16 protein-coding genes are annotated in these 19,453 nt (G+C 73.9%); 7 read left to right on the top strand and 9 right to left on the bottom strand.

Translation table 11 applies throughout. The features are described 5' to 3' along the window. Nucleotides 1-31: 31 nt before the first annotated feature. Both O7604_RS21430 and O7604_RS21425 read right to left on the bottom strand, forming a co-directional pair. Nucleotides 32-910 carry a universal stress protein gene (locus O7604_RS21430; protein WP_281577542.1) on the bottom strand — a complete coding sequence of 293 codons (879 nt, stop codon included), beginning with the start codon at nt 908-910 and terminating at the stop codon, nt 32-34. Between the two features lie 33 nt (nt 911-943). Continuing rightward, a complete protein-coding gene (locus tag O7604_RS21425) occupies nt 944-3,604 on the bottom strand; it encodes a cation-transporting P-type ATPase (protein ID WP_281577541.1) in 2,661 nt (886 codons plus the stop codon). 112 nt (nt 3,605-3,716) lie between these two features. On the opposite strand from O7604_RS21425, the gene O7604_RS21420 reads away from it, so the two are divergent. From O7604_RS21420 to O7604_RS21405, 4 genes are all read left to right on the top strand, one after another. Next, nucleotides 3,717-4,526, top strand: coding sequence for a hypothetical protein (locus tag O7604_RS21420; RefSeq protein ID WP_281577540.1), 810 nt, complete (start codon nt 3,717-3,719; stop codon nt 4,524-4,526). A gap of 41 nt (nt 4,527-4,567) precedes the next feature. After that, nucleotides 4,568-4,756 carry a ribonuclease gene (locus O7604_RS21415; RefSeq protein WP_281577539.1) on the top strand — a complete coding sequence of 63 codons (189 nt, stop codon included), beginning with the start codon at nt 4,568-4,570 and terminating at the stop codon, nt 4,754-4,756. 35 nt (nt 4,757-4,791) lie between these two features. Further along, nucleotides 4,792-5,265, top strand: coding sequence for a hypothetical protein (locus tag O7604_RS21410; RefSeq protein WP_281577538.1), 474 nt, complete (start codon nt 4,792-4,794; stop codon nt 5,263-5,265). Between the two features lie 76 nt (nt 5,266-5,341). After that, entirely contained in the window at nt 5,342-6,571 is a 1,230-nt protein-coding gene (locus O7604_RS21405) for an MFS transporter (protein ID WP_281577537.1), read from the top strand. A gap of 21 nt (nt 6,572-6,592) precedes the next feature. Here O7604_RS21405 and O7604_RS21400 read toward each other — a convergent pair whose 3' ends face one another. Then, nucleotides 6,593-8,812 carry a carbohydrate-binding module family 20 domain-containing protein gene (locus tag O7604_RS21400; protein WP_281577536.1) on the bottom strand — a complete coding sequence of 740 codons (2,220 nt, stop codon included), beginning with the start codon at nt 8,810-8,812 and terminating at the stop codon, nt 6,593-6,595. Between the two features lie 302 nt (nt 8,813-9,114). Next, the gene (locus tag O7604_RS21395; RefSeq protein WP_281577535.1) at nt 9,115-9,750 is read right to left on the bottom strand and encodes a hypothetical protein; all 636 of its coding nucleotides are present in this window, start codon (nt 9,748-9,750) and stop codon (nt 9,115-9,117) included. 192 nt (nt 9,751-9,942) lie between these two features. On the opposite strand from O7604_RS21395, the gene O7604_RS21390 reads away from it, so the two are divergent. Then, on the top strand, nt 9,943-10,956 hold the full coding sequence (locus tag O7604_RS21390; protein WP_281577534.1) for an AraC family transcriptional regulator: 1,014 nt from the start codon (nt 9,943-9,945) through the stop codon (nt 10,954-10,956). A gap of 76 nt (nt 10,957-11,032) precedes the next feature. Here the strand turns inward: O7604_RS21390 and katG are convergent, their stop codons facing one another. The 3 genes from katG to O7604_RS21375 all read right to left on the bottom strand — a co-directional run bounded on the left by katG (nt 11,033) and on the right by O7604_RS21375 (nt 14,894). Next, complete coding sequence (gene katG, locus O7604_RS21385) at nt 11,033-13,309, bottom strand: catalase/peroxidase HPI (protein ID WP_281577533.1); 2,277 nt, start codon at nt 13,307-13,309, stop codon at nt 11,033-11,035. Continuing rightward, on the bottom strand, nt 13,306-13,761 hold the full coding sequence (locus O7604_RS21380) for a Fur family transcriptional regulator (RefSeq protein WP_269705525.1): 456 nt from the start codon (nt 13,759-13,761) through the stop codon (nt 13,306-13,308). The genes katG and O7604_RS21380 overlap by 4 nt, the downstream gene beginning before the upstream one ends. Before the next feature lie 134 nt (nt 13,762-13,895). Beyond that, nucleotides 13,896-14,894, bottom strand: a complete 999-nt coding sequence (locus O7604_RS21375) for a glycoside hydrolase family 11 protein (protein WP_269705524.1) — start codon at nt 14,892-14,894, stop codon at nt 13,896-13,898. A gap of 517 nt (nt 14,895-15,411) precedes the next feature. On the opposite strand from O7604_RS21375, the gene O7604_RS21370 reads away from it, so the two are divergent. Further along, nucleotides 15,412-16,995 carry a ricin-type beta-trefoil lectin domain protein gene (locus tag O7604_RS21370; RefSeq protein ID WP_281577532.1) on the top strand — a complete coding sequence of 528 codons (1,584 nt, stop codon included), beginning with the start codon at nt 15,412-15,414 and terminating at the stop codon, nt 16,993-16,995. A 30-nt stretch (nt 16,996-17,025) separates the two neighbouring features. Here O7604_RS21370 and O7604_RS21365 read toward each other — a convergent pair whose 3' ends face one another. Continuing rightward, entirely contained in the window at nt 17,026-17,505 is a 480-nt protein-coding gene (locus O7604_RS21365; RefSeq protein WP_269705522.1) for a hypothetical protein, read from the bottom strand. Nucleotides 17,506-17,607: 102 nt separating this feature from the next. Here O7604_RS21365 and O7604_RS21360 point away from each other — a divergent pair, with 102 nt between their 5' ends. Further along, the gene (locus O7604_RS21360; RefSeq protein WP_281577531.1) at nt 17,608-18,282 is read left to right on the top strand and encodes a 4'-phosphopantetheinyl transferase superfamily protein; all 675 of its coding nucleotides are present in this window, start codon (nt 17,608-17,610) and stop codon (nt 18,280-18,282) included. A 9-nt stretch (nt 18,283-18,291) separates the two neighbouring features. Here O7604_RS21360 and O7604_RS21355 read toward each other — a convergent pair whose 3' ends face one another. Beyond that, nucleotides 18,292-19,260: a PaaX family transcriptional regulator C-terminal domain-containing protein gene (locus O7604_RS21355; RefSeq protein ID WP_281577530.1), complete on the bottom strand. Its 969-nt coding sequence runs from the start codon at nt 19,258-19,260 to the stop codon at nt 18,292-18,294. Between the last annotated feature and the right edge of the window lie 193 nt (nt 19,261-19,453).

Below are 19,453 nucleotides of genomic sequence, written 5' to 3'. Positions count from 1 at the left end.
CGCTGTCGCGGGACCGGGCGCGTTCGCGGGGTCAGGCGTTGCGCACGATCACCAGCGGCGAGTGGGCGTGGTGCAGCACCGCGTGGCTGACCGAGCCGAGCAGCAGCCCGCCCAGCGCGCCGCGGCCGTGCGCGCCGACCACCACCAGCTGAGCGTCCTTCGACTCCTCCACCAGCACGCGGGCCGGGGCACCGCGCAGCGACCGCTGCCGTACCGGCACGTCCGGGTAGCGCTCGGCCCAGCCGGCGATCGACTCGGCGACGACCCGCCGGGACTCCTCGGCGAGCGCCTCCGGGTCGTACACCAGGGGCAGGATGTCGCCGGGGCCGATCGGCGTGGGGTACAGCCAGGCGTGCACCACGATCAGCGGCGCGTCCCGGCGGGCGGCCTCCTCGTACGCGAATCCGACCGCCGCGGTGGACAGCTCGGAGCCGTCCACACCGACCACGACGGGCCCGTCGGCGCGCGCCTCGCCGCGCGTCACCAGGACCGGGCAGTGCGCGCGGGCCGACACCTGGAGCGTGACCGAGCCGATCAGCAGGCCGGCGAACCCGCCCAGGCCGCGGTGGCCGAGCACGATCAGCGCCGCCTCGCGGGACTCGGCGACCAGCACCGCCGCCGCCGCGCCGTCGACCACCACGCCGGTGACCGGTACGTCCGGCGCGACCTTGCCGGCCTCGGCTACCGCCTCGGCGACGCACCGTTCGGCCTGGTTGCGCAGGCCGGCGCCGGCGGGCGCACCCGGGGCCGGGGTGAGCGGCGCGCGGGTCAGCGGCCAGATGAACGCGTGGACGACCTGCAGCGGCCGGTTCCGGGCGGCGGCCTCGCGGGCGGCCACCCGGACCGCGTCCAGCGAGGCGGCGGAGCCGTCCACGCCCACCACGACGGGTGCCTGCGAGTGGATCGTCATGTCGTCCTCCTTCACTCGTGCTCAGCCTGCCCGTCAGGCGGCCGGCCCGGCAGGGTCCGGGGTCCCGGCCCGCGGGCCGTTGGTCCCGCGGAAGCGGCGGGTCAGCCGCAGCACCAGCCCGGGCAGCACGCCGATCGCGGCGCACGCGAGCAAGTCGAGCGCGCTGAGCGGGGAGGTGCCGAGCAGCTCGCGCAGCGGCGGCAGCAGCACGCCGGCCACCTGGAGGGCCGCGGAGATCGCGACCGCCACCGGCAGCGCGAGGTTGCGCTCACGGGAGCCCGGGGTACGGATCGCGCGGACCGCCAGCGCCACACCGAGCTGGGCCAGGCCGAGCACCACGAACACCACGGACTGCCACGGCCGGTCCGACGCGGCGGCCCACACGCCCGCGCCGAGCGTCGCCGCCGCGATCAGCGCGCCGGTGACCAGCACGTCCCGGCCCAGGCCGGCGCCGAGCACCGACTCCTGCGGGGAGCGGGGCGGCCGGCGCAGCGTGCCCGGCTCGGCCGGCTCCGCGCCGAGCGCCACACCGGGAACGCCGTGGGTGAGCAGGTTGATCCAGAGGATCTGCGCCGGCAGCAGCGGCACCGGCAGGCCGAACAGCGGGCCGAGCAGCATCACCGCGATCTCGGCCACGCCACCGGCGAGCGCGTAGCGCAGGAACCGGCGGATGTTGTCGTAGATCCGGCGGCCCTCGCCGATGGCGGTCGCCACAGTGGTCAGGTCGTCGTCGACGAGCACCAGGTCGGAGGCCTGCCGGGCCACCTCGGTGCCGCCGCCCATCGCCACCCCGATGTCCGCGCGGCGCAACGCCGGGGCGTCGTTGACGCCGTCGCCGGTCATCGCCACCACGTGCCCCCGGGTCTGGAGGCCGGCGATGATGTCGAGCTTCTGTTCCGGCTGGGTCCGCGCGTACACCCGGGTCTCGGGGTGGGCGCGGCCCGGGTCGCCGTCGTCGCCGTTGGCGAGCGGGTCGCCATCGCGCCAGAGCCCGAGCCGCCCGCCGATCGCGGCGGCCGTCGCCGGGTGGTCGCCGGTGATGAGGACCAGCCGGATGCCTGCTTCCTCGAAGCCCGCGGCGATGCCGGGCGCCGCCGCGCGCAGCGGGTCGCCGACCGCGACCAGGCCCAGCGGGCGCAGGCCGGCCGGCCGGGCCGGGTCCGGCAGGGTGTCCACCACGGCCGAGGCCACCGCCAGCACCCGCAGCCCTTCGGTGGCGAGCCGGTGCGCGGCGTCGGTCAGCTCGGCCAGTTCCCCGGCGTCGGCGTCGACCAGCGGCGCGGCCAGCAGGTTCTCCGGCGCGCCCTTGCAGACGACCAGGTAGCGCCCGTCGCAGCGGCGGTGCACCGTGGTCATCCGGCGCAGGTCCTGGTCGAAGGGCGCCTCCGCCACCCGGGGCCAGGCGTCGCGGGTGGCCTCCGGATCCAGGCCGCACCGGGCGGCGAACGTGACGAGCGCCGCCTCCAGCGGGTCACCGATCGCTGTCCACTCCGGCCGCTCGTCGGTCGGCGGCGTCACCGTGGCGTCGTTGCAGAGCAGCCCGGCACGGGCGAGGGCGCGCAGCTCGTCCGGCGCGCTCACCGGCTCGCCCCGGTGGTGCACCTCGCCGTCGGGCGCGTAGCCGGTGCCGGTGACGGCGTAGCGGTCGCGGCCGGGGACGACCGCGTGCTGCACCGCCATCCGGCCCTCGGTGAGGGTGCCGGTCTTGTCGGAGGCGATCACGGTGACCGACCCGAGGGTCTCCACCGCGTGCAGCCGGCGGGGAATGGCGCGGCTGCCGGCCATCCGGCGCGCGCCAAGGGCGAGCGCCAGCGTGACGACGGCGGGCAGCGACTCCGGCACGGCCGCCACCACGAGGCTGACGGCGGTGACGGCCATCTGCGTGACCGGCTGCCCGTCGAGCACGCCGATCGCGAAGACCAGCCCGGAGAGCACCACGGCGGTCAGGCCGAGCACCCGGCCGAGCGAGGACAGGCGACGCTGCAGCGGCGTGGGCGCCGGGCGGGTCGCCGCGACCAGGGCGCTGATCCGGCCCAGCGCGCTCGCCGCGCCGGTACGCGCCACGGTCCCGGTGGCGCGGCCGGTGGTGACCACCGTGCCCGCGTTCGCCTCCTCCCCCGCGACCCGGGTCACCGGCACCGACTCGCCGGTCAGCGCCGACTCGTCCAGGCTGAGGCGTACCGCGTCGGTGAGGTCCAGGTCGGCGGGCACCACGTCGCCGGCCTCCAGCCGGACCAGGTCGCCGCGGACCAGGTCGGCGGCGGGCAGCACGAGGTCACGGCCGTCGCGGACCACACGCGCGGTGGGTGCGGCGAGCCGGTCCAGCGCGGCGACGGCCCGATCGGCGCGGACCTCCTGCACCACGCCGATCGCCGTGTTGATCAGGACTACCAGCACGATCACCGCGGTGTCCGGGTAGTCGCGCAGCAGTGTGGTCACCACGGCGGCGGCCAGCAGGAGCGCCACCAGCGGGTCGGTGAGCTGGCGGAACACCCGGCCGGCCAGCCCTCGCTTGCGCGGGGCGGCCACGGTGTTCGGCCCGTCGGCGCGCAGCCGGGCGGCCGCCTCGGCCGAGCCGAGCCCGCTCGCGGGGGCAGGAGAGATCTCGGTGGGCGTCGTCGCCGCAGCGGGCCCGCCGTTGATCACCACATCGTCCTCCATGTCGTCGCCGCCCGCGCCGGGCAGTCCCAGCATGGCGCGCGGGCGCGCACGGATCGCAGGGCCGAGGGCCTGTCGGACCCGGGACCAACGGCCCCCCGGCGTTACGGGGCAGCGCGGCGCCCGGCTCGCCGGTAACGTCCGCGCGGTGAACCGGACACGCAGCGCCACCGGGCCGAAACCTGCAGCGCGTCACCGGTGGATCCGCTGGACGCTCGCGGCGCTCCTCCTCGCCTCGGCCGGATGCGGGAAGGGGATCGGCGAGGAGAGCGGCGACACGCTGGCACGCGACGCCGCGGCGGTGGAAGCGAAGCAGCTCAACACGCAGCTGGGGCACCGCAACCGGGTGCGGGACGCCGGGTCGATCGCGGCGGCCGAGATCGTCCAGGAGCCGACGGACGCCGCGTCGGGCGGCGGTACGGTCCGGCGGGAGGCGCTGGCGTGGTCCGGCCGCACCGCCGGGGACGAGCGGGCCACGGTCGACGTGCGATTCGTGGTGACGGTGCCGGAACGGCCGCCGGTGTCGATCGGCGGCGCGAGCAACACCGCCGGTGAGGCCACTCGCTGCTACCGCTACGAGTTCACGCTCTACCGCTACACGACGTACCACGAGATCGACTGTCCGAGCGGCGCCGCGCCCTCGCCACCGACGGCGGCGCCGGTGCCGAGGGTGCCCGAGGACGGGCGGCAGCGGCTCACCGCTGTGCTGCGCACCGCCACCCCGGAGACGCTGGCGGGCGCGGTGCGGGCCGCCTTCCCGCAGGACTGGATCACCATCGACACGACGGTGCACGAGGGCGCGCTCGTCGCCGCCGTCGGCGTACCGGCCGAACGGGACTGCCTGCTGCTCGTCCGCACACCGGCCGGGAAGATCGAGTCCCCCGGGTACGACCGGATCTGGCTGGAGCCGGGCGAGACCGGCTGCCGGACCGCCCTCTACGTGGCGCCGCCGCGCTGACGGACCGGTTTGCCGCGCGGCGGCCGGGGCACCTGACGGTCATGACTGATCCGGAGCAGTTCCAGCGGCAGCAGGAGGGCGCGCTCGAGCGCGGGCAGGTCTTCCAGGACGCCGAGGGGCGGCGTACCCGGGACCCGGGCGCCGGCGCGGAGAACGCGGAGAGTGAGGCCGACCGCAACGCCGAGCACCTGGCGCGTGGCGAGGTGGGCCCGGGCGTCCCGAAGGACTGATACTTCGGGCCCGGCTGTCAATGTAGCGTTGACGGGTGACCCTGGCCGGCCTGTCCGAGATCGCCGCGGCGCGGGTCCGGCTTGAGGACCGGGAACTGGATCTGATCGACCGGGCCCGGCACGACGGCGCCACCTGGGCCGAGATCGCGCGGGCGCTGGGCCTGCGCAGCCGGCAGGCCGCCGAGCAGCGCCGGCAGCGCCTCGTGGCGGCCCGGCGGGTCCGCCTGACCCGGCTCGACCCGGCCGGCTCCCCCGACGTGCCGGCGCTCCGGGCCGCCGTCGCCGGCCTGCACCGCTGGATCGAGGCGGACCGTTCGTGGGACGGCCGCTTCCCCCGCGCGGCGTTGACGCGCCGCACCTGCGCGCTCGCCCTCGACGCCACCGCCGGGCCGCTGTGCGCGCTGGCCGCGCACCTCGCCGACGACCTGGCCGGGGCCGGTTGCAGGCTGCCCGCTCCGGTACGCGACGCCGCCCGGCGGATCGCAACAGCGCTGTCAACGGGGCATTGACACGCGTTCGAAGTCTTGCCCCGCTCAGGCTCATGTCCCGAGGATGAGTCCTCCAGGCTCAACTCTCGGGGGACCCATGCGCCGCAACGCCTTCCTGTTCGTGGCCGTCTCGCTGCTGTCCGGCCTCGGCGGCAGCGCCATGGCCCTGGTGTCCGGCATCTGGATCCTGGACCTGACCGGCTCCACCGGCCTCGCCGCCCTGGCCGGCATGTGCGTCTACGCCCCGACCCTGGCCGGCCCGTGGCTCGGCGGCCTGCTCGACCGGGTGCCCCGGCGTTCCCTGGTGATCGGCGTCGACCTCGCGCTCGCCGCCGCGCTGCTGAGCCTGCTGGCGGTTCGCGGCCCCGGCGACGCGTGGCTGATCTACGCCGTGTCGCTCGCGTACGGCGTCGGCTACGTGCTCGTTGACGCGGGCGAGACCGCGCTGCTGCCCGCCGCGCTCCCGCTGTCCCGGCTGGCCGACGTCAACGGCTGGCGGTCGAGCGCGCAGGAGGGCATGAAGCTGGTGGCGCCGCTGGCCGGGGCGGGCCTGTACGCGTGGCGGGGCGGGCACGTCGTCGCGGTGCTCGCCGCCGTCGTACCGGTGCTCGCGGCCGCCCTGTACGGCGCGTTGCGCCTGACGCGGGCCGTCCCCGCTCCCCCGGCCGCACGTCCGGCGGGAGTGCGGGACGGCCTCGCCGCGCTGCTGGCCCGGCGGGCGGTACGCGTACCCGTGGCGCTCGCGGCGGTGTCCATCGCGATGTCCGGCTTCACCACCGCGGCGCTGTACGACGTGGTGGTGACCGGCCTGGCCATGCCGTCGACGTTCCTCGGCGTGCTGGCGAGCGCGCAGGGCGCCGGGTCGCTGGTCGCCGGGCTGGTCGTCGGCCGGCTCGTCCGTCGCCGTGGTGAGATCGCGGTCGGTGCCGCGGGTGCGGTCCTCTTCGCCGCCGGATGCCTCGGGCGCTGCCTGCCGTGGTGGCCGGGCACCGTGGCCGCCTCGGTGGTGGCCGGCGTGGGTCTGCCCTGGACGCTCGTGGCGGCGGTCACCGCCGTGCAGGCGTACACGCCGCAGGCGATGCTCGGGCGGGTGGCCGGGACGGCGAACACGGCGATGTTCGGCCCGATCACGCTGGCCATCCCGCTCGGGTCGGCGGCGGTCGCCGTGGGCGGCCGTCCGCCGCTGGTGGTCGCCGCCGTGGTGTGCCTGACCGTCGCGCTGGGGGCGACCGTCGGCGCACCTCGCCGGGGCGGGCCCGCCGCCGGGGCGGAGTCCGGCCGGGTCCGGGTGCGGGCCGGACCGGATGCGGCCCGTCCCCGGGGGTGACGGGGACGGGCCGCACGATCGTCAGCGCCAGGTGTCGGTGACGGCACGGGTGCCGCCGGCCGGCGTGGTGAGCGTCCGGTTCGCGCCGGACTCCCAGGTCACCGAGCCGTCCGGGTTCTTCCTGACGTACTTGTACTCGACCGCCGTGTTCGGCGGCAGGTCGACGGTGGCCCGCCAGACCGGGTACGCGGCCGGCGAGAGCGCGACGGCGGCGGCCGGGTTCCAGCCACCGAGCGCCGGGATGTTGCCGACGACGAACACGTTCTGCCCGTAGACGGTGGTCGCGGTGACGGAGAAGGTGGTGGCGACCGCCGTGGTGACGGTGTCGCCACGGAACGTCTCGGTCACCGCGTACGTGCCGCCGGCCGGGGTGGTGAGGGTCCGGTTCGCGCCGGACTCCCAGGTGGCGGCGCCCGCGGCGGTCAGCTTGACGAACTTGTACTCCACGGTCGTCGACCGGGGCAGGTCGACGGTGGCGCGGTAGACGCCGCCGCCGCCCTGCGCGGCGAGCGTGACGCCGTTCGCGGGCGTCCACGACCCCAGCGTGGGTACGTTGCCGACGACGCGGACGTCCTGCCCGGCGGCGAGGTTCGCGGTGACGGTGAACGTGGTGGCGATCCGGTCGCTCGGGCTGACCGTGGGCGACGCGCTCGGCGAGACCGTCGGGGAGGCGCTCGGCGAGACCGTCGGGGAGGCGCTCGGGGACGGGCTCGCGCCCGGCCGGGCGTTCACGTGGACGGCGATCGCGTCGTTGGCCGGGATGGTCACGGTGGCCCGGCCGCCGGACACGGCCACCGTACCGCCGGTGCAGCCGCTGCCGCTGGCGACGCCGGAGATGACGTCGCAGTACCGGCCGTCGGCCAGCCCGGTGACGAAGGTCGCGGTGGTGGCGGAGCCGGAGTCGTTGATGCCGATCCACGCCCGGTCGCCCCGGTGGAAGCCGATCACGTTGCTGTTCACTGTGGTGAAGTCCGAGACGGTCTTCACCGGGCGGGCGGCGTTGGCCCAGCCGACCATGCCCTTGACGCCGGTGGTGCGGCTCAGGCACGTCCAGGCGGCGCCGCAGACCGTGTCGGTGACCCGTCCGGTGCCGTCGTGCGGCGGGGACTGGTTGCGGTTGGACCAGGTGAAGCTGTCGTATACCGACGGCTTGCCGTGCGGGTAGGCCAGCGCGAAGTAGTTGGCCAGCACGTAGTCGGTGCCGTTCTTGTACGACAGCACCACACCGTCGCGCTCCAGGTCGTGGTTGGTGACCATGGAGAAGACGTTGGCGCCGGGCGCGTCGAGGTTCCAGTTCGGCACGTTCGCCAGCGCCGCGATCGAGCCCTGGAACGCCGAGCGGATGCCCTTGGCGTACGCGAAGTCGAGCACGTCGCCGTTGCCGATGTACGCGCGCGCCTGCAACGCCGGGTTGCTCGCCCCGTCGAAGATCTCCTGCGCGACGTAGGGCCGCCGGCCCTCGGCGACGGTGTTGTTCAGCTTGCCGAGAATGGCCGCGAAGTCGTCCTTGCGGATGTGCTTGACCGCGTCGACCCGGAAGCCGTCCACACCGAGCCCGATCAGATCGTTGAGGTACGCCGCGATCTTGTTGCGGACCGCTTCCTTCTCGGTGTAGAGGTCCGACAGCGACAGCAGCTCGCAGCTGGTCACCTGGGACTCGTTGTTCCAGTCGCTGATCGCGCCGCCGGTCGGGCAGTTGTCCCCGGGGCGGTGGAAGTCCCCGGCGCCGTACGGCACGGCCGGGTAGTCGTAGCCGGAGAACTCGGTGCCGGCGTAGCCGCGCGTACCGGCGGGGTTGTTGGTGCCGGCCATGTGGTTGACCACCGCGTCGACGTAGACGCGCACACCGGCGTTGTGGCACGCGGTGACCATGGCGGCGAACTGCTGACGGTTGCCGAACCGGCTGTCCAGCTTGTACGACACCGGCTGGTACACCTCGTACCAGGGGTACGCGCCGTCGGCGCTGGTGGGCAGCTGCACCGACTCCTGCGGCGGTGCCACCTGCACCGCGCCGTAGCCGGCCGGTCCGAGGTGGTCGGTGCAGGCGGCGGCGACCGAGGCCCAGTTCCATTCCCAGAGGTTGGCGGTCACCTCGCTGTCGTTGAGGACGACGGCGGCGCGGGCGGGGGTGGGGGCGGTGGTGGCAGCGGCGACGGCCACTGTGCCGCCGGCCGCGACGAGCGCGGCGGCGAGCAGCAGGCGACCGGCGCGGCCACGGGGGTGTGGCCTGGCGGATGGCATGGTCGGGGGACCTCTTCCGTGGGTTCGAAAGGGTGAGCGGGGGTGGGGCGGCCGTCCCGGGTAGCGAACACCATGCGCCATCCATGAAAGTCTTTGCAAGAGCTTGCGGCAAAGTTTTTGAAACCCGCAGGCAACACGAACGGACCCAGAATCCGCTCCACCAGCGGAGATCCACGCTGGACCCGGCGATCGAGCGCCGAGGGCAGTTCCCGCCGGTCGGGACGAGCGGACCCGCTGCGCGGGAAGGCCGCAACTTCCGAACAAATTTTCCAACGTTTGCGGGCGCGCGACCGGCGGCCGGGTCAGAACCGTCGGCGCGGCAGCCACCCCAGGAAGCGAGCCCTGGCCTGGGCGGGCGGCAGGGCCGGAAGATCCTTGGTGGCGGCGACGAGGCAGGCGCCGAGATAGACGGCGAGCCCCGCTGTCGTACCGCCGAACTCGACGAGCAGCTGACTCTGCTTGGTGGGACACGGCCAGGCGGCGGCGCAGCCGCTGCACTGCCAGCTCGGCGCGAGCGGCAGGTGCGCGGGCGGGGCGTAACGGCGGGACGCGCTGTTGCGGCTCCGCCGGTCCGGGCGGGCCGGTGCGGTGACGGCAGCCGGCCCCGCGAGTCGCCGGCGGACCCGGGTCAGCGCCGCGCCGACCCGCACCAGCGCCTCCACCCCCAGGCGCTGGGCCAGCACGGCGGTGAGCAGGTGATGCCCCAACGCGTCGAACTCGTCCAGCGTCCACTCCCGCCGTCGGCAGAACTCGTGCAGCGCACCGCCGTCGGCGTCGGACGGACGCCCCAGGGCCTCCTCGAGCGTCTCCCGCACCGCCGTTGCCAGGGTCGGCTCGTGTCCCCGGAGCCGCCCGGCCACCCGATGATCCGCTGTGAGCTGCCGGAGCGACGCCGCCGCCGCCTTCCGGGCCACCTCCCGTGCATTCGCGATGTCCATCTGCGCCCCCTCGACCACCGCAGCAAGCCGGCGTCGACTTTTCCGCACCGGCGGACGCCGGGCTAGTCCCGTAAGCGCACGGAAGGCATGCCATTGATCGCTTAGCGCAAAAGCCATTGATGGGATTCGGGATATGCAGGAATCCCATCGGGTAATAGCATCCGGAGAGGTGAGATTCCCTCGCTCCCCGCGGTGACGACTTCCGCTCCACTCTCCGGACAAATACGGCAGGGGGACGACGTGAGGCACAGCCCCATCGTCAGTCATCACTTCCGGAGCCGTCGACCCGACCTCATTCACCATTACCTCTCCGAGGCGTATGGCACGCAAGGCATGCGCATCCGTGGCAATGCCGGGTACCGGCTCAGCCACCGCCGGCTCAACGCCGGCGCGTTCCGGATGGACCGGGTCGCGCAGTCCGGCGATCTGCGCATCGACGTCGAGCAGATCGATTCCGTTGTCGTCTGCCAGAGCGCGAGCAGCATGGTGAACCGCGTCGTCGACGGCGAACCGCATTCCTTCCGCCCCGGCGACGTATTCCTGAACGCGCACCCGGGCCATCCGTACCGGCTCCGGTGGCGCTGCGGCGAGGTGCTCCTGGTCCAGCTGGACACGGGCCTGCTCCACCAGGTCGCCTTTCCCGTTCCCGGGCGGCGGCCCGTGCCGGTCCGGTTCACCGACCTCCAGCCGGCCTCGCCGGTCCTGGCCGAGCACTGGCGGTCGACGGCCCGCTACGTCCGCCACGCCGTGCTGGGCAATCCCGAGGCGAGCCGACACCCGCTGGTGCTCGGCACGGCGGCGCGCATCCTCGCGGCGGCCGCGCTCGCCGTCTTCCCCAACACCGCGCTGACCGACCCGGCGCGCCAGGACCGGCGCGACGCCTCGGCGTCGACGCTCCGCCGGGCCATCGCCTTCATGGAGGAGAACGCACACCAGGACATCAGCCCGGCGGACGTAGCCGTCGCCGCCGCCGTGTCCGTGCGATCCCTGCAACTGGCCTTCCGGCGCCATCTGGACAGCACCCCGGCGGCCCACCTGCGGCGCATCCGGCTGGAACGGGCACACCAGGAGCTGCGGATGGGCGATCCGAGACGCGAGACAGTCAGCCGGATCGCCACCCGATGGGGCTTCCTGAGCCACAGCAGGTTCACCGCCCACTACCGGTCCGTGTTCGGCATCCCACCGAGCCGTACGCTGCACGACTGACCGGAACGGCCCGCGAACGGGGCGAGCCCCGGCCCGTCGCGGCGCGACGGACCGGGGCTCGCCCGGATACGGCGGATCAGGCCAGGTCGAAGCGGTCCAGCTCCATGACCTTCGTCCAGGCGGCGACGAAGTCGCGGACGAACTTCTCCCGCGCGTCGTCGCTGGCGTAGACCTCGGCCAGCGCCCGCAGCTGCGAGTTGGAGCCGAAGATGAGGTCGACCGCGGTGGCGGTCCACTTCACCTGGTCGGTCGCCAGGTCCCGGATCTCGTACACGTGCTCCTCGGACTCCGCCGCCTTCCACCGGGTGCCCGGGGAGAGCAGGTTGACGAAGAAGTCGTTGGTGAGCACGCCGGGCCGGTCGGTGAGCACGCCGTGCGCGGCGCCGCCGACGTTGTTGCCGAGCGCGCGCAGGCCGCCGACCAGGACGGTCATCTCCGGGGCGGTCAGGTTCAGCATGTACGCGCGGTCGATGAGCAGCACCTCCGGCTGGGTCTTCTCGCCCGGCCGCAGGTAGTTGCGGAAACCGTCGGCGCGCGGCTCCATCACCCGGAACGACTCGACGTCGGTCTGCTCCTGCGTGGCGTCGGTACGACCCGGGTGGAACGGCACCGTCACCTCGACGCCGGCGTCCCGCGCCGCCTGCTCGACCGCGGCCGAACCGGCCAGCACGATCAGGTCCGCGAGCGAGATCTGGGCGCCGCCGGCGGCGTTGAACTCCTGCTGGATGCCCTCGAGGGTGCTCAGCACGGTGGCGAGCTGCTCCGGCTGGTTGACCTCCCAGTTGCGCTGCGGCTCCAGCCGGACCCGCGCGCCGTTGGCGCCACCGCGCTTGTCGGTGGAGCGGTAGCTCGCGGCCGAGGCCCACGCGGTGGAGACCAGCTGTGCGGTGGTGAGGCCGGACTCCAGCACCTTCGCCTTGAGCGCGGCGACGTCGGCGTCGTTCACCAGCTCGTGCGCGACGGCCGGCACCGGGTCCTGCCAGAGCTGGGCCTCCGGCACCCACGGGCCGAGGAAGCGGCTGACCGGGCCCATGTCACGGTGCAGCAGCTTGTACCAGGCCTTGGCGAACGCCAGGGCGAACTCGTCCGGGTTCTCCAGGAAGCGGCGGGAGATCTTCTCGTACGCCGGGTCGACGCGCAGCGACAGGTCGGTCGTGAGCATCGTGGGCTTGTGCTTCTTCGACGGGTCGTGGGCGTCCGGGATGATCGCCTCGGCGTCCTTGGCGACCCACTGCTTGGCGCCACCGGGGCTGGTGGTCAGCTCCCACTCGTAGCCGAAGAGGATCTCGAAGAACCGGTTGCTCCACTGCGTCGGCTTGTCGGTCCAGGTCACCTCGAGACCGCTGGTGATCGTGTCGCCGCCCTTGCCCTCGCCGTAGGTGCTCAGCCAGCCCAGGCCCTGCGCCTCCAGCGGCGCCGCCTCCGGCTCGGGGCCGACGTGCGCGTCGGCGGGGCCCGCGCCGTGGGTCTTGCCGAACGTGTGGCCGCCGGCGATCAGCGCGACGGTCTCCTCGTCGTTCATCGCCATCCGGCGGAACGTCTCACGGATGAAGTGCGCCGCCGCGAGCGGGTCGGCGTTGCCGCGCGGGCCCTCCGGGTTGACGTAGATCAGACCCATCTCGGTCGCGCCGACGCCGGCCACCATCTCCTTCTCGGAGGCGTAGCGCTCGTCGCCCAGCCAGGCGTCCTCGGGACCCCAGAAGATCTCCTCCGGCTCCCAGACGTCCTCCCGACCGAAGCCGAAGCCGAAGGTCTTGAAGCCCATCGACTCCAGGGCCACGTTGCCGGCGAGCACCAGCAGGTCGGCCCAGGAGATCTTCTGGCCGTACTTCTGCTTGACCGGCCAGAGCAGCCGGCGGGCCTTGTCCAGGTTGGCGTTGTCCGGCCAGCTGTTCAGCGGGGCGAACCGCTGCCCGCCGTCACCGGCGCCACCGCGGCCGTCCTCGATGCGGTAGGTGCCCGCGGCGTGCCAGCTCATCCGGATCATCAGGCCGCCGTAGTGACCGAAGTCGGCCGGCCACCAGTCCTGCGAGGTGGTGAGCACCTCGGTGATGTCCCGCTTGAGCGCCTCGACGTCGAGCTTGGCGAACTCCTTGGCGTAGCTGAACTCCGGGCCCAGCGGGTTGCCCTTGTGCGAGTGGGCGTGCAGCACCGACAGGTCGAGCTGGTTGGGCCACCAGTCGCGGTTGCTGCGCGGACGACCGCCGGTCTTCGGGGTCGGCGAGTCGATCGCCGGGTTCTCGCTCTCGCTGCCGTGCGCGGTCACGGAGTCGTGCGCGACCGGGCAGCCGGCCGCCTCCTTGGCGTCCACGCCCTGCGGGCTGACGGGCCGGTTGTCCTGGGTGTCGCTCATCTGTTTCCTTCCGAACTGGCGGATCGCTGGGCGGTACGGTCGGCCGCACAGCCGGGGCAGGTGCCCCAGTAGACGACCTCCGCCTCGTCCACCACGAAACCGTGGTCGTCGGAGGCGGTGAGACAGGGGGCGCGGCCGACGGCGCACTCGACGTCGGCGATGGCGCCGCAGGAACGGCACACGACGTGGTGGTGGTTGTCTCCCACCCGTGACTCGTAGCGGGCCGTCGCGCCGGCCGGCTGGATGCGCCGGATCAGCCCGGCGTCGGTGAGTGCCCGGAGCACATCGTAGACCGCCTGGTGGGACACGGTGGGCTGCTCGGCGCGGACCAGGGCGATCACCGTGTCGGTGTCGACGTGCGGATGGTCGCGCAGCGCGGCCAGCACCGCCAGGCGGGGCCGGGTCACCCGCAACGAGACCGCCCGGAGCTGCGTCTCGAAGTCGGCCGTCATGCGACGACCTTAGTCCGGTCTTCTGGAATCAATCAAGTTTTCGCCCAGGTGTGTCGGCTGTCACATCATGACCGTCCGGGCACACGAAACGGGGGTGCCGCGCCAGGCGCGGCACCCCCTCCCCGGAAAAGGGCTCAGGCGGCGGAACAGGTCGCCGTCGGTGTGTTGCTGTTGCCGTTCTTGTAGAGCGTGATGCCGAAGTTGTTGCCGTTGCCGTTCGGGCGTGCGGTGAGCGTGCCGCTGGTGCCGCTGACCGACGCGTTCCAGCTGTTCTGCAGGCTCTGCCCGCCCTGGGTCTGGATGCTGACCACCCAGTTGCTCGTGCCGCTGACCGAGAAGGTCACGTTGAACCGGTCGCCCCACTCCTCGGCCCGGCTGACGCTGACCGTGCAGCCACCGTTGTTCGGCGGCGGGGTGGTCGGGTTGCCACCGCTGGTGCCGCCGACCGTGATGTTGGAGTTGCCGCTGCTCTGGAAGCCCTCGGTGGCCATGATCTGGTAGTCGTGGGTGCCGAGGTTCATGCCGTAGCGCGACCAGGCGTCGAAGTGGTTGCCGGAGGTGATGGTGCCGCCGACGCGCTTCTGCTGGCGGACGCTCCAGTACTGGTAGAACGTCCGGGTGCCCTCGATCGAGGGGGCGTTGACGCGCTGGGTGCGGTAGACGTCGTACGTGCCGCCGTCGGTGGTCACCGAGCCCATGTAGCCGCTGCCCGGCGGGCGCCAGCTGCCCCAGCTGTCGACGATGTAGTACTCGACGAGCGGGTTGCGCGTCCAGCCGTAGAGCGTCAGGTACGCGTTGCCGGACGGGTTGAAGCTGCCGGAGTAGCTGACCGTCCGGCGTGAGCCCGGGTTCCAGCCCTTGCCGGCCACGAAGTTGTTGATGTTGCTCCACTGGGTGCTGTACTGACCACCGTTGCCCATGGTCATGGAGACGTTGCCACTGTCTTTCCAGAAGGAATAGAAGTAGCCGTTGTGCGTGCCGGTCGAGTTCGACGTGACGGTCTGGGCGTAAGCCGGAGCTGACGTGACCGCCGTCGCCCCGGCGGTGATCAGCGCCACGGCACAGGCGCCGCCGAGGACCATCCTGAGGCGTCCGCGCCTGCGGATGCCCGTGCGGACGGGGGCGTCTTTCATGGACGGGTTTCCTCCCTGTGACGGCTGGCGGGCGGCCAACCGGGTGGCGCGAGCCGCGGGTGCTCGCCCGCCCGCGGACGGCGGGACCGGGGCGACAGCCGCGCCACGGTGGTGGTCGGACATCGACGTCAATCGAGATACGCCGATGGCCACAGTATTGGAGCCCCGGTTCATCCTGTCAACAAGTTCCGGAAATGTTGTGGTAACCGCAGCGGGGCCCTGAACGGGCGTTACGGCTGCCGGAAAGGGCCTCCGATCAGCGTGGACGGCCCGGTCACCGGCGCACTGTCGCCGACGGAGGCAACGAGATTCCGAAACTTTTCGGTCCCGTTCCGGATCAACACCGGCACCGCCGCTCCCCCCGCACGGGCGGGCCCGGCCGGACCGTCCACATTTGACTGCTCGCCGGTCGATCGGTTCAATGGCGGCCGGACCGGAGTCGGACCCGGCTCCGGCCGGGTGAACCGAGGACGTCGCGCACCCGTCCGGCGTACGTCATCACCGGAAGGACCGCCCTGTGACACCCGATGTCCCCGGCCCGGACACCCGCCCGCGCCGGATCCCGCGCGGAGTCGTCGCCGCCGGTGCCGCCGGACTGGCGGCGCTCAGCCTGGTGGTCGCCGCCCTCAGCGGGAGCGTCGCCACCGCCCGCGACGGTGAGTCGGCCGGCCGGACCGTCTCCGCCGAGCAGCTCGCCGCCATCCGGACCGCGGCCCGGTCGTGCCCCACGCTGACCCCGGCGCGGCTGGCCGGGCAGCTGATGACCGAGTCGGGTCTGGACGGACGGGCCGAGCGGACCGCGTCCGGCGGCCGGGGCCTGGCCGGACTGGACGACGAGCGATGGCGGACCTGGGCGCCGTGGCCGGACGCGCCGCGCACGGACGCCGCCGCCAACATCCTCGCGCTGGCCCACCACATGTGCGACCTGGCCGGGCAACTGCGCACGGCGGAAGTCCCCGGCGACCCGTGGCGGCTGTCGCTCGCTGCCTTCCACACCGGATTCGACGAGGTCCGCGGCGCCGCAGGGGTGCCCTCGGCGGCGGTCCCGTACGTCGACGAGGTGAACCGGTACGCCGCCTACTACGGGCGGCAGGACGGCTTCACCGACGCCGTCGCGGCCGGTGCCGAGGGCGAACGCCGGCAGCCCAAGGCGGTCCCCGCCGCGTACGTCCGCCTGGTGGTACGGGCCGGCTCGGTGTGCCCGCAGGTGCCGCCGGCCGCGGTGGCCGCGCAGCTGATGACCCTGTCCGGCTTCGACCCGAACCTGCTCGGCGACGGCGGTCGCAAGGGCATCGCCCAGTTCCGGCCGGAGCTGTGGCGTGCGTACGGCCCGTCCGGCGCCTCGCCGTGGGAGCCGCAGGCGGCCGTACCGGCGGCCGGGGCCGCGCTCTGCGCGCTGCGACGGGAACTGGCCGCGCTCGACGGCGACCCGGATCTGCTGGCGCTGGCGGCGTACCGCAACGGGACCGACGCCGTGCGCCACACCGGCGGCGACTTCGACGCCGGCACGCAGGCGTTCCTGCGCACGGTCCGGGAGTTCACCGACTTCTACGCCCTCGACGGCCGGTTGCGCGGCACGCCGGCGAGTTCCGGCTCGCCCCCGGCCACCACGCGCTCGCCGAAGCCGACGGCCTCGTCGGCCGCGCGGCCGTCCACGCCGCCACTGGCGTCCGGCGAGCCGGACCGGTCGGAGAAGCCGTCCGCACCGGTCCGTCCGGCCGGCGCGAAGCAACTCGTCGGCAAGGAGACCGGCCTGTGCGCGAGCGGCGGCAGCGGGGACGGCGTACGCGTCGTGCTGCGGGCCTGCCGGGAGGAGCGTTCCCAGTGGTGGACGTTCGCGTCCGACGGCAGCGTCCGGGTCGACGGCGGCCTCTGCCTGGACGTGGCCTGGGGCGAGAAGCGCGACGGCGTGCCGGTGCAGACCGCGTGGTGCAGCGGCAACCCGGCGCAGAAGTGGGAGTGGATCGAGAGCCAGGGCCGGCGGTCGCTGTTCAACCGGGCGACCGACCGCTGCCTGGACGTCGACGGGCACGCGGCGGGTGCTCCGCTGAACGCCTGGACCTGTGTGTTCAACGTGAAGCAGACCTGGTCGCTGCGCTGACCGCGCGACCAGGCCCGCCGGCCGGACGGATCAGGGGTTCGAGCCCAGGGCCAGCCCGAACACCCCGCAGCAAGCCAGGCCGAAGACGGCCAGCACGATCAGCATGATGCTGTAGTTGGACCACAGACCGAACCGGGTGACGTCGGTGCCGTACCCGTCGTAGACCCGGTTGCGCCACCCGCCGAAGCGGAACGCGAGGTGGTGCGCGGCGCCCGGCTGCACCGCGAGCGCCGTGGTGACGATCGGGACACCCAGGAAGTCGGTGTACCGGACGTCGTGCGTGCCGGCCGGCACCGCGACGTGCCACGTCCCCTCGCCGGGGATCGCGACCACCTGGCGGTCGATCTTGAAGCGGCTGGTCACCGGCACGGGAATCAGGTACGGCCCGCGGTTCACCGAGACGACGAGCACCCCGCAGCCCGGCGGCGGGGAGATCGGGTGCGGGTAGGCGATCAGCGGGCTGACGCCGCCCGGCATCGGCGGATACGGCTGCGAGGGGAGGTAGGACACGGCCAGATTCTGGCACGGCTCCGCCAACCGTCGATCTTCGCCGGTCAGCCCGCGGCGCCGCAGGCGGGTGGCGGCGTGACGGGCGCGGTTACGCTGCCGTCCATGCGGGACACCGTCCGGGTCTGGATCGTCGCCGCCGCGGTGCCGGCGGACGAGCTGGCCCGCTACCGGGCGGTGCTCGACGCGGACGAGCGGCGCCGGGCGGCACGGTTGGGCGCCGAGACGCTGCGGGACCGGTTCACCGTGGCACACGGCGCGCTGCGTCTGCTGGCCGGACGGGCCACTGGCGCGTCACCGGCGGCGCTGGCCTGGCGGCCCGGCCGGTACGGCAAACCGGCGCTGACCGGCCCGTGGGCCGGCCTGCACACGAGCCTGTCCTACTCCGGCGATCTCGTGGCGGTCGCGTTGAGCGAGGACCGGCCGGTGGGGGTGGACATCCAGCTTGTCGCGCCGGGCGGGGACCCGGTGGCCGCGTCCGTGCGTCTCTTCCATCCGCAGGAGGCACGGCACGTCGCCGCCGGGGCCGGCCACGCCGACCGGGCGCTGCGGTTCACCCGGCTGTGGGCCCGCAAGGAGGCCGCCGTCAAAGCGGCCGGGGGCCCGCTGTGGCCCAACCTCGGCATGCCGGTGCACCGGGGTGACACGGTCGAGTGCGTCCGGCCGGCCGGCCCGCACCGGCTCGCCGACCTGCCCGCGCCCGCCGGGGTCGCGCTGGCTGTCGCACTGGCCGGCACCGGGCCGTACACGGTCGAGCGCCGCTGCGCCGTCGGCGGGTGACGATCGCGGTCAGCCCGCGGCGCCGCACCCGTCCTCGCCCACGCCGGCGAGCATGTCGGCGGTGGTGTGCGCCCGGATGCCGGGCGGCACCGGGTCGGCGAACCGCGCGACGACCGCCCGGACGTGCGTCTCGGCGGCCTCGGCCAGGCCGTCGTAGACGGCCGCGAACACGTCCCGGGCCGCCCGGCGCGGCCACCCGGCCGGGAGCAGTTCCAGCGGCAGCCGCGGGTCGAGCGTGGGGAACCGCCGGTACGTGTCCATCACCTCGGTACGGGCCCGCACGGCGGCGGCACCGTCGACCGAGCCGAGCCGCGACACCAGCGGGGTCCACCGGCGCAGGAACGCCTCGTAGTGCCCGCTGATCGCGTCGACGTCCCAGGCGTCGACGGGGGCGCGCTGGCCGATCGCGTCCAGCGCGTCCTGCCGTCCCCGGAACACCGTGACCGCGCCGAGGGCGAGCGGGGCGAGCCGGGCCCGCCCCGGCGCGGCCAGCTCGTACGGCGAGATCCACAGCCCGTCGTAGAGCGGCGCGAAGCCGAGCCAGCGCAACTGGCCGCGCAGCGCCCGGCGTTGCGCGCCGTGGTCCTGCGGCAGCGAGAAGGCCACGATGGTCCAGCATCCGTCCCACGTCTGGACGTCGGTCGTGGAGGCGATGATCCAGTTCCCGCCGGCGGACAGGTACTCGGCGGCGGCGCGACTGAGCCGGTAGAAGCTGTTGCGGCCCTGCCGGCTGCCCTCCAGCACCCCACGGCGGGCCAGCCGGCTGATCGCGGTACGGGCTCCGGCGCTGGTCACCCCGGCCTCGCCGAGCAGGGCGACGATCGCCGCGGACGGCAGGGCGGCGCGGGTACGCAGCGTGTAGTCGGCGAGCACGGTCACCGCGACGCTCTGCGGCGACGTGCCGGCCTGCCGCCGGGGCAACCGCGCCGCGGGCCCCTCGTCCGGGTAGATCTCCTCGATGTCGAACGGGTTTGCCACACGCGCTCCGGCTCGGCTCAGGGACGGTGCACCGACTGTAGACGAACGCCGCCGCAGCTCATCGGAGCGCATCGATTGACACTTCAGCGCCCGGCGGGAACACTATGTGCCACACGACGGAGCCAGGCCGGGCGAGACACGTCAGTGGGCGAGACGCGACACCGCGGCGGTCCGGGCCGCCGACGCGGCGCGC

It is taken from the genome of Micromonospora sp. WMMA1947 (assembly GCF_027497355.1).
GTDB lineage: Bacteria > Actinomycetota > Actinomycetes > Mycobacteriales > Micromonosporaceae > Micromonospora.
This window is presented reverse-complemented; position numbering and strand designations above follow the sequence as displayed.